The sequence below is a fragment of the Desulfovibrio legallii genome (assembly GCF_900102485.1).
Classification (GTDB): domain Bacteria; phylum Desulfobacterota; class Desulfovibrionia; order Desulfovibrionales; family Desulfovibrionaceae; genus Desulfovibrio; species Desulfovibrio legallii_A.
The window spans coordinates 16105-29913 of the sequence record NZ_FNBX01000016.1 but is presented as its reverse complement, the minus strand read 5'-3'; the positions used below and the strand labels follow the sequence as shown (position 1 = coordinate 29913).

The 13809-nt window shown below is 65.1% G+C and carries 12 protein-coding genes; 1 reads left to right on the top strand and 11 read right to left on the bottom strand.

Features of this window, described 5'->3' with window-relative positions; all coding sequences use genetic code 11:
- Positions 1-96: 96 nt before the first annotated feature.
- Entirely contained in the window at positions 97-843 is a 747-nt protein-coding gene (locus BLS55_RS09450) for a DUF4851 domain-containing protein (protein ID WP_092154625.1), read from the top strand.
- Positions 844-974: 131 nt separating this feature from the next.
- Here the strand turns inward: BLS55_RS09450 and BLS55_RS09445 are convergent, their stop codons facing one another.
- The 11 genes from BLS55_RS09445 to nifH form a co-directional block, all read right to left on the bottom strand.
- Positions 975-1916: a hypothetical protein gene (locus tag BLS55_RS09445; RefSeq protein WP_092154623.1), complete on the bottom strand. Its 942-nt coding sequence runs from the start codon at positions 1914-1916 to the stop codon at positions 975-977.
- Positions 1917-1966: 50 nt separating this feature from the next.
- Positions 1967-2614 (bottom strand): Fe-only nitrogenase accessory AnfO family protein, encoded by a 648-nt coding sequence (locus BLS55_RS09440; protein ID WP_180365440.1) that lies wholly within the window; start codon positions 2612-2614, stop codon positions 1967-1969.
- A 145-nt stretch (positions 2615-2759) separates the two neighbouring features.
- Complete coding sequence (locus tag BLS55_RS09435) at positions 2760-3608, bottom strand: beta/alpha barrel domain-containing protein (RefSeq protein WP_180365439.1); 849 nt, start codon at positions 3606-3608, stop codon at positions 2760-2762.
- Positions 3601-4530, bottom strand: coding sequence for a homocitrate synthase/isopropylmalate synthase family protein (locus BLS55_RS09430; protein WP_092154617.1), 930 nt, complete (start codon positions 4528-4530; stop codon positions 3601-3603). The genes BLS55_RS09435 and BLS55_RS09430 overlap by 8 nt, the downstream gene beginning before the upstream one ends.
- A gap of 79 nt (positions 4531-4609) precedes the next feature.
- Entirely contained in the window at positions 4610-7300 is a 2691-nt protein-coding gene (gene nifB, locus BLS55_RS09425) for a nitrogenase cofactor biosynthesis protein NifB (protein ID WP_092154615.1), read from the bottom strand.
- 69 nt (positions 7301-7369) lie between these two features.
- Positions 7370-8779, bottom strand: a complete 1410-nt coding sequence (gene nifE, locus BLS55_RS09420) for a nitrogenase iron-molybdenum cofactor biosynthesis protein NifE (RefSeq protein ID WP_092154613.1) — start codon at positions 8777-8779, stop codon at positions 7370-7372.
- 79 nt (positions 8780-8858) lie between these two features.
- Entirely contained in the window at positions 8859-10223 is a 1365-nt protein-coding gene (locus tag BLS55_RS09415) for a nitrogenase component 1 (protein ID WP_092154612.1), read from the bottom strand.
- Positions 10223-11821 carry a nitrogenase molybdenum-iron protein alpha chain gene (gene nifD, locus BLS55_RS09410; protein ID WP_218970741.1) on the bottom strand — a complete coding sequence of 533 codons (1599 nt, stop codon included), beginning with the start codon at positions 11819-11821 and terminating at the stop codon, positions 10223-10225. The genes BLS55_RS09415 and nifD overlap by 1 nt, the downstream gene beginning before the upstream one ends.
- Before the next feature lie 14 nt (positions 11822-11835).
- The gene (locus BLS55_RS09405; RefSeq protein ID WP_092154608.1) at positions 11836-12213 is read right to left on the bottom strand and encodes a P-II family nitrogen regulator; all 378 of its coding nucleotides are present in this window, start codon (positions 12211-12213) and stop codon (positions 11836-11838) included.
- 9 nt (positions 12214-12222) lie between these two features.
- Positions 12223-12546, bottom strand: a complete 324-nt coding sequence (locus BLS55_RS09400; RefSeq protein WP_092154606.1) for a P-II family nitrogen regulator — start codon at positions 12544-12546, stop codon at positions 12223-12225.
- Between the two features lie 27 nt (positions 12547-12573).
- Positions 12574-13395, bottom strand: a complete 822-nt coding sequence (gene nifH, locus BLS55_RS09395) for a nitrogenase iron protein (protein WP_092154604.1) — start codon at positions 13393-13395, stop codon at positions 12574-12576.
- Positions 13396-13809: the final 414 nt, after the last annotated feature.

Here is a 13809-nt window from a genome sequence, read left to right as displayed (position 1 = left end):
GCCGCGGGGCGCCGCAGGCTTGGGGCGCCGTTGCCAGCCGGAGCGGCTTGCCGTATATTGGGAATATGGCGGACGCACGGCCCGCCGGGAGGACGTATGAAAAAACTTTTGCTTTGCTGGGCCGCCCTGTGCGGCGCTCTGCTGCTGGGCTGCGCCCAGGCGGAGCGGCGCGGCGTGCTGGACGGCGCGTATGTTTCCACGGCGCGTCCGGCCATCAGCGCGCGCGCGGCGCAGCTGCCCCTCATGGGCAATGGGCGCTGGCATGTGCAGCTTCCCGATACAGATATGGTGGGCGGGCTGCCCGTGCGGGTCTGGCTGGCCGTGTACGGCGCTGCCGCGCCGCAAGGGGCCCTGGCCATTGTGGCCCATGCCGAGGTGCCGCAAGGCTGGTTCTGGGACGGCGCGAGCCGACGGTCCTTCAGCGTAGACCCCGGCGTGGAGCTGTTGGGCGATATGGGCTTTCAGGCCAGCACCGCCATCGTGAGCGCCAAACGCGATCCCTTCACGGCTCTGGCAGGCGTCAAGGAAGAAACGGACGGACGGCCTACAGCCTGGCTGGTGCGCCAGTTCATGGCCCGGGCCAATTTTGACCGCGACAAAATCGTGCTGGAATACCGCGAGCCCCTGCCGGCGGAGCTGGCCGGCAAAACCACGCTGGAGATTCCCGGCACGGACCTTTTGCGGGCCTTTGAGCAGCGCGCCCGCGCCGCCTTTGTGGTGGGTCCGGCCCCGGCGGACGCTCAGGCCGCACAGGCGGGCTCCCTGCCGCAAGTGCGCTGGCAGTATGTGGACCAGAACTTCCTGGGCACGGTTTCCCGGCAGGAATTGCTGCAGACGCGGTAGCCGCCGCGCTGATCGGATGTTGCGTCGAAAAGGCCGTCAGCGTTGGAACGTTGACGGCCTTTTCGCTTATATCCTGTTGACGTAACAGCCTGTTGGCAGCGGCCGCGTCCGGCGCTTGCCTGGTCCTTGTTTTACAGAGCGGGCAGGCGCAGGTCGGGCAGAGGGGTGAAGGAGGCGGCCGTCAGCCCGGCGGTGGACACGGTGCGCACGTTGCGGCCGTCGTCAATCCGGGTGCGGCCGTCCTCGGTGAAGGTCAGGTGCAGGGGCACTACCACGGTGCGGCGCATGGTGAGCTGGTCCAGCTCCAGGCGCGGGGTCAGGGTGTGGGGGCCCTGGGCGTCGGTCCAGCGCAGGCGGGCTGTGGTGGTGAGCCCGCAGACCGCGCCTTCTTCCGTGAGCTGCAGCGAGTTGACGTCCCCGCAGATGGCCGTGGCCGTGGGGTCAAAAGCCACCATGAGCCCGGCCGGCGTGGGCACGGGCAGGGGGCGGGCCGGTTCGCAGCTGCGCAGTGCGCCGGAGGCATAGAAGGCGCACCCGTTGCGCACGGGCAAGGGCCCCAGAGCGCTGGGCAGCGTGAGGCGCTCGCCTGGCCAGAAGGTGACGCTGGCGCAGCGCCCGGAAGGGTGGAAGCGCAGCCCCTGCACCTTGGCTTCCACCGGGCCTGTGGGCAGGCTCAGGGCGCAGACGTTCGCCAGGCGGCCTTCATCCTCTTCCGTCCAGTAGCCGCTGGTTTTTCCCTTGCGCAGCAGGATGCGTTTGAGCGCCCCGTTGGGGAACCAGGAGAGCCACTCCACCGGCAGCTCGCCCAGGGGCGTGGGCACGGGGCATTGGGTTTGCAGCTCCAGGCTGCGCCACATGCCGTTGGGGTAGAGGCTGAAGCTCCTGTCGCTGGTGCGGCGTATGTCGTCCGCTGCGTACAGGGGCGGCAGCCAGCCCTGGGGGGTGGCCACGGTATCCGGGCCCAGGCAGCGGCAGTCGCGCGGCGTGCCGTCGGGCCAGCGGGCAAGAATGTGGATGTTGTAGACCGGGCCGTAAGGGGTGAAGACAGTGGAACGGGCGTCAACGGCAGCCATAAGAGCCTCCTTTCCGCGCGGGTTGCGGGCAAGCCGCGCGGGGCGTTGCGTTAACAGGGTTGTGCGGCCTCGCCGCAAAGGGCGTGGGTGATGCGCGCCCGCAGGGCGCCGTCCGGCAGATGGCTGCGGGTGCAGGTCAGGCGGTGTTCGCGCATGTATTCTTCCAGCCAGGGCGGCATGTGCCCGCAGATCAGCTCCAGCTCCACAAAGGGCGTGGAAGCCAGAAACGGCCGCAGGGCCTTTTTGGACGAGATTTCCGGATGCGCAGCCATCACTTCCATGAGGTTAATGGCGTAAACGCCGGGCGCGTCTGTGGCTACCGGCCCCGTGGGCACGGGGGCGTCTTCCTGCGCCTTGGCTTCAATTTCCGCTGCCAGAGGCGGCAGCAGCTGCGGGTCAAAGGCGGTCAGCTCGCAGAGGCAGAAGCCCAGGCGGCTCAGCTCGTTGTAGGCCAGGCCCGATATGCCCGTGCCCACCAGGGCAGCGCCCTGCGGCAGAAGGCCGGCCAGCTGCCGCAGCCGCCCGCGCAGGGCGGCCATATTCCCGCAGCCCCCCAAAGAAAAAGGCAGGGCGGGCCCTTGCGCCCAGCCTGTTTCCGCATCCTCGGCGCGGGTCCAGAGCACGATGCGGGCGCAGGTCTCCACTCCGGCCAGGGCAGCGTCGGCGGTCTGCATAACGGCAATATGGCTACAGCGCATGACGTTCTCCTTTTGTATAAAAATCAGGGACGCAGCTCCTGCGGCAAGGGGCATGGCCCCGTTTCCTCTCGGCTGTCGCGGTTTCCCATACTTGTTTTGCCCAAATCCGGTTTCAGCTGGCGCAGAACGGGGGCTGCCCCGCTGTTTAATGTCCAAAGGGACGGCGCGGCCCCAAGCCCCAGGCGTCCAGGGCGTGAGCGGGCAGCAGCGCGGCGGCTTCCTGCTCCAGATCGCGCGCGGCCTCCGGGGCCACGGCGCAGGCCGCGCCTCCCAGGCGGGCGGCAGCGTGGGCAAAGGCGGCCAGGCCGCAGTTGCCGGCCCTTTCGCCGATGCCCCACAGGGTGGTGTTCACATAGGCCGCGCCCGCGCTGGCGGCCATAAGAGAATTGGCCACGGCCATGCCCAGGTCGTTGTGGGCGTGGATTTCCACATCCAGCCCCGCTTCGCGCAGCACGCGCACGGCGCGCCAGACCTGATCCGGGGTATAGGCCCCCACGGTATCGCTGCAGCGCACGCGGCGCACGCCTGCCTGCCGCGCCGCCTGAGCCGCCTGGCGCAACTGGTCCGGCGTAGCGTGGGAGGCGTCCTCAAAGCCCACGGTCACTTCCGCGCCGCGGCTGGCGGCCAGGGCCACGCAGCGTCGCAGCAAATCCAGCACCTGCGGGCGGGTGGATTTGAGCTTTTCTCTGATCTGCCGGTCCGAGATGGGGCAGCAGAGGTGGATGATGTGCGGCGCGCAGTCCAGGGACTGGCGGATGTCGCCCTCATGCAGGCGGTTCCAGGTGGAAACGCGGGCCTGGGCGCAGGCCGCGCGCACGCCGCGGACCACTTCTTTTTCCGCCGCGCCCATGGCCGGCACGCCCGCTTCGATCTGGCCGACGCCCGCGGCGTCCAGCAGTCTGGCCAGACGGATTTTGACCTGCGGCGTAAACGCGAACCCTGGGGCCTGTTCGCCGTCGCGCAATGTGGTGTCCACCAAAATGATCTCAGGCACGGTCCACCTCCGCTGGAGCGCCCGGAGCCGTGAGCCTCCGGGGTTGGGCAATGGCGGGGGGAAGATGGGGGCGGCACAGCGCCGCAAACTGGGCATCGCAGAGGCTGCTTTGCTGGCGCAGGGCCAGGGCGTGGACCGCGCCAAGCACCGGGCGCAGGGCGGCTTCCGGCAGGGGCAGGCCCATTTGCCGGGCCTTAAGGCGCACGGCCCCCAGGCCAGAATGGCGGCCCATGACCACCTGGCGCGTCAGGCCCACGCTTTCCGGGCTGAAGGGTTCATAGAGGTGTGGGGCCTTGGCGATGCCGTCCACATGGATGCCCGATTCCACTGCAAAAATATCCGCGCCCAGCACGGCCTTGTGGCGGGAAAGGGCCAGACCCGCCTCACGCAGCAGGGTCGCGGCCCTGGGCAGCAGATCCAGGCGGCGCAGGCCCGCGTCCTGCCCTTGCGCGGCCAGGCAGAGGGCCGCTTCCTCCAGCGCGGGCCCGGCGGCCGGCCCGTGCGCGGCGCTGCCGCCGAGGGCTCCGGCCACGCGCGCTCCCCCGTGGGAAAGCCAGAGCACGGCCAGGGCCGTGGCGCAGCCCGCTGTATCGTTGGGGCAGAATTCAATACGGTCTTTGAGGGGAGCGTACCGCGCCCAGAAGGCCGGAAAGTCGCGCAGCGCGTCGCAGCAGCCTCCCAGACGGGCGTAATGGCCGTGGGGCGGCGCGCCGGGCTTGCGGGCGCGGGGCCCCGCGGGCGCGGCGTGGCGCAGGGAAGGAGGCACCTCCACCAGAAAGCCCATGCTGTGGAGGAGGTCCAGCCATTCTCCGGCCCAGAGGGCAAAGGCGTCGCTCACGCCCTTGCGGCCTGCGCCGTAGGCCAGGGCTGGCGGCGGCGAAGCCAGAAACAGGCTCAGGGTGATATCGACCAGATGCGGCATGGCGGCCTCCAGCAGTGCCGGTCAGCGCCGGAATGGGGCCCGGCCCGGGGGCGCCCCGGACCGGGGGACAAGGCAGGCCTTAGCCGCAGAGCGCCTTGGCGGCTTCGTTTACGGCCTTGTCCACAGTTTCGTACAGGGTGAAGACGCGGATGCCCTTTTGCTGCAGTTTTTCCAGGGGGCTTTGGCCGATGCGCAGGGCCAACACGCCCTTGCAGTCGTCCACAGCGGCCAGGATGCCGTCCATGCGTCCGGCCTTGCCGGAGCCGCAATCGTCCATACCTCGGCAGTAGCGGGCCACGCTGCGGGTTTCCAGGTAGCGGGCGGCCGTGCCGTCGCTTTCATAGATATAGAACTGGTCCGCCTGACCGAAGTGCTGGTCCACGGCGGCGCCTGTCTTGGAGGCCACGGCGATGCGGATGCCGCGCGCCACCGGTACGGGCGCGCTTTCTTCCGCTGCAGGGGCGGGCGCGGGCGGGCGGTAGTCGATGGAGCGATCGTCGCCCAGCAGGCCCACAGCGTCGGCGCGGCACTGCTTGCAGTGGTACATCTGGCGCAGGGTGGGTTCGCAGCTCTTGCGCAGGTCCATGAGCTCCTTGTTGCTGACCAGGGGCATGTTCTCAAACGCGCTGCCCTTCACCGGGATGAGCTGCATGATGTTGGTGAGCTCCGCGCCCAGGTCGCGCACGGTTTCCACCACCTTGGGGATGTGGGTATCATTTATGCCTTTGAGCATGACCGTATTGACCTTGCAGACAATGCCCGCGCGGGTCAGGGCGCGCAGGCCGGCCAGCTGATTGGCCAGCAGGAGCGCGGCGGCGGTTTCGCCCGTGTAGCGCCCGCCGCGGTATTCCGCATAGCGGTAGATCTGCGCGCCGATGGCCGGGTCTACAGCATTGATGGTAACGGTAGCGTGGCTTACGCCCACCCGGCGCATGTCCTCTACAAATTCCGGCAGGGCCAGGCCGTTGGTGGACATGCAGAAGGTGATGTTGGGGTCTTCCTTGCGGATCATCTCCAGGGTGCGGAATGTGGCTTCGGGGTTGGCCAGGGAATCGCCGGGCCCGGCAATGCCCACCACGGTAAGGTTGGGCATGTCGCGTTTGACCTGGAGGAAGCGCTCCACGGCCTGTTCGGGGGTGAGCACGGCAGTGGTGACGCCGGGGCGGCTCTCGTTGGGGCAGTCGTACTTGCGCAGGCAGTAGTTGCAGCTCAGGTTGCAGCGCGGGGCAATGGGCAGGTGCAGCCGGGCCGCAGTGGAACACGCCCCGCAGGTGAAGCAGGGGTGGGACTTGGTGCGCGCGGCGTTGGCCGCGGCATCCGCCTGGGCTCCGGCGGCGACGACAACGGCAGGCCGGACCACGGGCTCGATGCGGCGGGCGTCCAGGGTTTTGGCCGCCGCCGCATCCGTATAATATTTGTCATAGAGTTCCTGCCGGAAGACGCTTTCCGTCTGGTGCAGCATGGCGTTGGCCGTGGCTTCCATAAGGCTCAGGGAGCCGTCGTAGAGCAGCAGGCGGGTGCGCTGGCCGCCCACCCGGTCGTGGATGGGGAAGCCGTAGCGCAGCAGCGGGATGTGGCGGCGTTCCTCAATGCGGCGGCCGTCGGAATTGCCCAGCATGAGGTTGGCCTTGCGCGCCGTAAGGGCGTTTTCAATGGCTGTGAAGTCCGCGAAGTCCAGGATGTCGAAGCCTTCGGCAAGCTGCGTTTCGGCGGCGGCGGTCATGCAGGGGCGCAGGGCCGCGTCCAGGCCGGGGCAGCGGCTGCCCGTGGCGGCCACCACGGGCACGACGCCGTGTTCACAGCAGGCCCGCGTCATGCCCAGCACGGCGTCTGGTTCGCCGAAGACGGCGGCGCGGCACTGGGCATTGTACTTGTGGGCGTCGATCATGGCGTCCAGGTAGCGGGCGCGTTCCTCGGCCAGGCTTGCGGGCAGGGTCGCGCCCAGGGCCTCCAGGCTGGCCACGAAGGCGTCCGTGTCTTCCAGGCCGATGGGCAGGTTGAGGCGCAGCAAGGGCACGCCAAAGGCCTCTTGCAGGCAAGCGCCAGGGGAGTATTCCTCCGGGCAGAGGGGGGCCAGCTCCAGGGTCATGCGCGCCCCGGCCATAAGGCTGATGCGGGCCAGGGGCGTGCCGTGCTGGGGCAGGCGGTTGTAGGTTGCCTCATGGCCGCCGTCCAGGTTCTGGGAGAGGTCCGGCAGCAGGATGCAGTCCAGGCCGCTGGCCTCCAGCAGGGCCTTGAGGGCGCGGGTGTCCGCAGCGGAAAGGTGGCCGGTGATGATGTTGACGCAGCCGTTGGGGGCGGGATTCATGGGCGTGTGGCGCACAATGGCGTGCAGCGCGCGGAAAAAGCCCTCGTACTGCGAGCCGCCGTAGCCCGGCGAGGCCACGGGGATGATGTGGGCCGTGACTTCGGGGTGGCTTTCCTTAAATTCCTTGATGATGGCGGGCACATCTTCGCCGATGGTCTCGGCCAGGCAGGTGGTGGCCACGCCGATCACTTCCGGATCATAGAGCTTGATGAGGTTGGCAAGACCGGTGAGCAGGTTTTTGGCCCCGCCGAAGACCGTGCCCTCTTCCGTGAGGGAGGAGGAGGCGATGTCCACGGGCTCATTATAGTGCGTGGCCATGTGGCGCCGGATATAGGTGCTGCAGCCCTGCGAACCGTGCAGGATGGTCATGCACTTGCGGATGCCGTAAAAGGCGCTGGCCGCGCCCAGGGGCATGCACATCTTGCAGGGGTTGGTATTGAGATTGACGAGGTTGGCGCTCATATGACTTCTCCTTCCGGGGCGGGGCCGCCCCAAGCTGGCTCAGAAAATCCTTTTGTATGTCGGCCGGCTTCAGGCTCTGGTCGCCAGGGCTTCGCGCACGCGGGCGGCCTGCCGGGCGGCCGTGGCTGCGTAGGTGTTGTTGCCGCGGGTATAGCGCCAGACCGGGCTGTTGAGGGAAAGGTTCACCTCACGGGTGAAGTTTTCCACCCCTTCAAAGCCGCCCAGGGCGTGCTTGCGCTCGTGGTTGTGGTCGCAGAAGGCGATGCCCAGCTTGTAGGCCAGGGGCCGCTCCTTAACGCCGCCCACCAGGATGTCCGCGCCTTTTTCGCGCATAAAGGTCTCAAGCTCGGCAGGGTTGGCGTCGTCCAGGATGACGGTGCCGGGGTTCACCAGGCTCTCGATGACTTCATAGTCCTCAGGCTTGCCGGTTTGCGTGCCCACCACCACGGTTTCAATGCCCATTTCGTTGAACTGCCGGATGAGGGAGATGGCCTTGAAGCCGCCGCCCACAAAGATGGCGGCCTTTTTGCCCACGAAGTGGGGCTTGTAGCGCTCCAGAAAGTTGGTGGCCGCGGCGGCGCGTTCCCGGATCAGGGCTTCGGCCTTGGCCTTGGCCGCGGCGTCGCCCAGGCGTTCCGCCACCTGGCGCAGGGCGGTGGAGGTATCCTCCACGCCAAAGAAGCTGGCGCGCATCCAGGGCACGCCCAGCTCGTCCTCCATACGCCGGGCCAGATACATCATGGAGCCCGCGCACTGCACGATATTGAGCTGAGCCGCAGGGGCGCGGATGAGCGTTTCGTAGGCGGCATCGCCGGTCATGGTGGCCACCACGGGGATGCCCATGGCCTTGAGGTAGTTTTTAATGATCCACATTTCGCCGGCCAGGTTGTAGTCGCCCAGGATGTTCACGCCCTTGACGCGGGGCTGGTCGGCGTGGGGCAGCATGAGCTGCATGAGGGCGTTGCAGGCCATGCGGTAACCTGTGGACTTGGTGCCGGAAAAGCCCGGCGCTTTGACCGCGATAACCCGGATGCCGTACTGCGCCTCGGCCCGACGGCACACGGCCTCCACGTCGTCGCCGATAACGCCCACGATGCAGGTGGCGTAAACGAAGATCAGTTTGGGCTTGTACTGGGCCACGGCTTCGTCTATGGCGCGGGTGAGTTTTTCCGCGCCGCCGAAGACGATGTCTTTTTCCTGCAGGTCCGTGGAAAAACTGTTGCGGTACAATTCAGAACCGCTGGTAAGGCTGCCCCGGATGTCCCAGGTGTAGCTGGAGCAGCCGATGGGCCCGTGCACGATGTGGAAGGCGTCCGTAATGGGGTTGAGCACCACGCGCGCGCCGCAGTACACGCAGGCTCGCTGGCTCACGGCCCCGGCCACGCTGGCCGTATCACAGCGCAGGCCGTCGCCGCAGCAGCCACCGCGGCCTTTTTCCTGAATGGAGGTGCGGCGTTCTTCCAGAACTTCCATGCTCATGACAACCCCCTTGGGGAGGGCGGGGGAAGATCCCCCGGCCCTTGTTTGTATGCCTTGTGCGTCTGCGGCCGGGCGGCCGCTACATAACCAGATCCATGTCCTCGTCGGCGCAAACGCGGTCGAACTGATCCATGAGCGCGTCGGCGATGTGGGTGGCCAGCAGGAAGGCCCCGCGGTAGCCCACCATGGGCAGGGCGGGGTGGCCGTACCTGTCCAGGATGGGGAAGCCCACCCGCACCAGCGGGATGCCCTCGGCCTTGGCGATCTGCTTGCCGTGGGAGTTGCCCAGCAAAAGGTCCACGGGTTCGTTTTTGATGAACTGATGGAGGTCAAAGAGGTCTTTGGCGGCAAAGGCCTTGCACTCTTCTTCCTTGCCGTATTCCTTGAACAGGGCCGTGGCCAGCTTGACAAAAGCCTCACCGGGCGTGCCCGTAAGGGCATAGGCGGGCGTCATGCCGAGCTCCAGACAGAAGCGGGTGAGGCCCAGCACCGTGTCCGGGTCGCCGTACACGGCCACCCTTTTGCCGTAGTAGTAGGGGTTGGCGTCCAGCATAAGGTCCACCAGGCGGCCGCGTTCCTCTTCCAGGGCCGCGTCCACGTCCCCGCCGTTGAGGTTGGCCATGGCCATGATGAAGGCGTCCGTGTCGGCCAGGCCGATGGGCAGGGGCAGCAGGTCGTATTCCACGCCGCACCTGCGCTTGAGCTGGGCGGCGGGCTCGTCGCTGGTGAGGCGGCCCAGGGCCAGAACCTTGCGGCAGGAGCCCAGCGCCTTGATTTCCTCAATGGTGGTGCCGCCGTCGGGGTACATCTTGTACTTGCCGGTCATGGGCGCGTCCATGACATTGCTGCAGTCGGGGAACATGATGTTTTTGAGCTTCATGTGCCGGAGCAGGTGCTTGTATTCGCGCACGTCGCCGGGGTTTACGAAGCCGGGGAATACGGCCACGGTTTCCGTGGCCTTTCCCTTGGCGGCCAGGTATTTGATGAAGCCCGCCATCATGTTGCCGAAGCCCGTGATGTGCGAACCCACATAGCTCGGCGTGTTGCAGTGCACCACATACTTGCCGTCGGGGATGTCCATTTCCTCAATATAGGTATTGAGGTCGTCGCCGATGGTTTCGGAAAGACAGGTGGTATGCACGGCAATGATGTCGGGGTTGTAGACGTCGAAGGCGTTTTTGACGCCCTGGCGGATGTTGGGCCCGCCGCCAAACACGCACGCGCCTTCGGTAAAGGAGCTGGTGCAGGCGATGGCCGGTTCCTTGAAGTGGCGGGTGAGGTAGGTACGGTGGTAGGAGACGCAGCCCTGGGAGCCGTGGCTGTAGGGCATGCAGTTGTGCACGCCCAGCGCCGCGAAGAGCGCGCCCACGGGCTGGCAGGTCTTGCACGGGTTGATGAGGATGCCCGAGCGGTTCAGATGGGTTTTGGGGGTAAGGTCAAGCATTACTTTTCTCCCACAGAGCCTTGCAGGGTGGCGCGCGTCTTCCAGGGCGGGGTGACCATGTGCCACGCCGGGGTGAAGTAGCCCATGCAGACGTCGTGGCCAAACTGCACGGCGCCCTTGAAGCCCGCGTAGGGGCCGCTGTAGTCATAGCAGTGCAGCTGGCGCGAGAGAGTCCCGGCCTTTTGCAGGGCGTATTTGTCCTTAATGCCGGAGAAGAAGATGTCCGGCTTAAGCACTTCCACAAACTTGTCGGCCTCGTACATATTGAGGTCGTCCACCACATAGGAGCCTTCGTCCATGTCCTTGACCATGCCGGCATACTTTTCCAGCGGGATTTCCGCAGCCAGCTTGTCGTACTGCTCCTGGGTGAGGAAGGCGTGGTACTTCTGCTCGTCCTTGGTCACGTCCAGGTGCTCAATGTTTTTGCTGTCCGCATCTTCCTTGATGGTGGGGATGATCTCGCGGCCTTCATAGTCGTCACGGTGGCCGAATTCGTAGCCGGCCAGCACGGTGCTGACGCCCAGCTCTTTAAGCAGGCCCTGATAGTGGTGGGAGCGGCTGCCGCCCACGAAGAGCGCCGCGGTTTTGCCGTTGAGGCGGGCTTTGTAGGCCTCTACCTGGTCCTGGATTTCGGCCAGCTCTTCGGCGATGACTTCCTCCGTGCGCTGGATGAGGGCCGGGTCGCCGAAGTAGGCGGCCATGTGGCGCAGGCTTTCTATGGTGCCTTCGATGCCGATGAAGTTGACCTTGAGCCAATCCACGCCGTACTTGGTCTTCATCATTTCGGCGATGTAGTTGATGGAGCGGTGGCACTGGACCAGGTTGAGGTTGGCCTTGTGGGAGCTGGCAATGCGCTCAACGGAGCCGTCGCCCGTGAAGATGGAGACCACCTCGTAGCCGATCTTTTTGAGGATGCGTTCCTGCTCCCAGCCGTCGCCGCCGATGTTGTACTCGCCGAGGATGTTGACGGAGTATTTGGTGGCCGGCTCGTATTCGCCGGTGCCGATGACCTTCTTCATCAGACCGTTGTTGGCGATGTGGTGCCCGGCGGACTGGCTCACGCCCTTATAGCCTTCGCAGCTGTAGGCCACGCAGCGGATGCCGTATTCTTTCTCCGCTTCGGAGGCCACGGCCTGGATGTCGTCGCCGATAAGGCCCACGGGGCAGGTGGCGGCGATCATGATGGTTTTGGGGTGCATGAGCTCCATGATCTCGTCGATGGCCTTCTTGAGCTTCTTGGTGCCGCCGAAGACGATGTCCGGCTCCTGCAGGTCGGTGGTGAAGCAGTACTGGATGAAGTTATCCTTGCTTCCGTCTTCGGGCTTGGCCTTGTTGCGGCGCGTGCCCCAGCTGTAGAAGCCGCAGCCCACGGGGCCGTGGGTGATAAGCACCATATCCTTGATGGGGCCCAGCACCACGCCCTTGCAGCCCGCGTAACAGCAGCCCCGGTTGGTCATGATGCCGGGAATGGCGCGGGTGTTGGCGATGATCTGCTGCTGCTCCGCCGCCGGGTCCACCCGGAGCATATGCTCCTTGCGGTTTTTAAAAACTTTGGCGTTGTAGCGCTCAAGCACTACGGCGTTGGCGTCCATTGTCATACTCGTTACCTTCCTTATGCGTCGGCGCGCTCGCCGGTGCGGACCACATAGGATTCCTCCACCGGAACGACGAAGATTTTTCCGTCGCCGGGGTGGCCCGTGCTGTTGGCCGCGATGAGGGCCTGAACCACGGCCTCCACCTTGTCGTCGGGCACGCAGATGTTGAAGAGGCGCTTGGGGATGAGGCGGCCCACCTCGGTAAGGGCCTCGCCGTCGGGGGTGCGGGGCAGTTCGCCGCTTTCCATAACCATGCGCAGAGTGGCGGGGTCCATGCCCTTTTTGCCGCGGCCCAGGCACTTCATACAGGTGAAGGAGGGGCAGCCCGCCTTGGCCAGGGCCTCCTTGGTGGGGGCCACCATATTGGCGCGGACCATTGCTACAATTTCCTGCATAACGGCCTCCTAGAGCCCGGCCTTGCCGCTGCTGATGGTCCAGGCATCGCTGACGGCGGAGACAAAGATGCGTCCGTCGCCATAGTGGCCGTCGCCGGTTTTGGCGGTGCGCAGAATCACGCGGACGGCGTCGTCCTTATCTTCGTCGCTGACCACCAGAATGAGCATCTGCTTGGGGATTTCGTCGTACTGGATGTCGCCGACCATGATGCCCTTCTGCTTGCCGCGGCCCACCACGTCGAGCTTGGTCACGGCGGGAAAACCCGCCGCCAGGAGCTCGGAAAGCACTTCCGTGGTTTTTTCGGGCCGGATGATGGTGCGGATCATTTGCATGGGTGTTCTCCGTGAGTGGCTTGGGGGTTAGGCGTCCAGCAGACCGTGTTCCATCAGCAGCTCTTCCAGGCGCTCCTGGGAGAGGGGCTTGGGCACCACAAACATGTCGTTGCCGTCGATCTTCTGGGCCAGGGTGCGGTACTGACTGGCCTGCGTGCAGGAGGGGTCGAACTGGATGACGGTCTGCTTGTTGATTTCCGCGCGCTGCACCATGTTGTCGCGCGGGACGAAGTGGATCATCTGGGTGCCGATTTCTTTGGCCACGGCGGAGACGAGGTCGGCCTCGCCGTCCACGTTGCGGCTGTTGCAGATGATGCCGCCCAGGCGCACGCCGCCGGTGTTGGCGTACTTTTTGATGCCCTTGCAGATGTTGTTGGCCGCGTAGAGGGCCATCATCTCGCCCGAGGCCACGATGTAGATTTCCCGGGCTTTGCCTTCACGGATAGGCATGGCGAAGCCGCCGCAGACCACGTCGCCCAGCACGTCGTAAAACACGTAGTCCAGGTCTTCGGTGTAGGCCCCCAGGCGTTCCAGCAGGCCGATGGAGGTGATGATGCCGCGCCCGGCGCAGCCCACGCCCGGTTCAGGACCGCCGGATTCCACACAGCGGATGCCCCCGAAACCTTCCTTCAGGACGAGATCAAGGTCGATGTCCTCGCCTTCTTCCCGCAGGGTGTCCAGCACGCTCTGCTGGGCCAGGCCGCCCAGGATAAGGCGGGTGGAGTCGGCCTTGGGGTCGCAGCCCACGATCATAATATGCTTGCCCATCTCAGCCAGGCCGGCGTTGAGGTTCTGTGTGGTGGTGGACTTGCCGATGCCGCCCTTGCCGTAAATAGCTACCTGTCGCATGATTTTTCCTCTTGGTTTGGCGTTGCGCGTTTGTGCGCTGTTCACGCTTTGTGCAGAAAGTGTGCCGCACACATATCTATCTTTAATAATTAATTTTTTTTATTATCTGCGTGCGCAATCAAAACATTTTTGTAAAAAAGTACTTTATTGTTGAAAAAAATGGACACATAGATAATCAATTGAAATTGATTGTAAAAAAATAATACTGGCCCAAGCGGATTTTTTAACGAAACAATTTTGTGTTGTGGAACGGCTTTTGGAGACAGCTAAAGAAATTTCAGAAAGTTACGAAAGGAACGGAGAGAAACAACAGCAGCGCTTGGAGGGGGGGGCGGTGAATCGGCGCTCAAGGGGATTTTAACGGTATTGTAAAAAAAGACTTCCCGGGTTAGGGCCTTGGCCCGAAACTGTTTG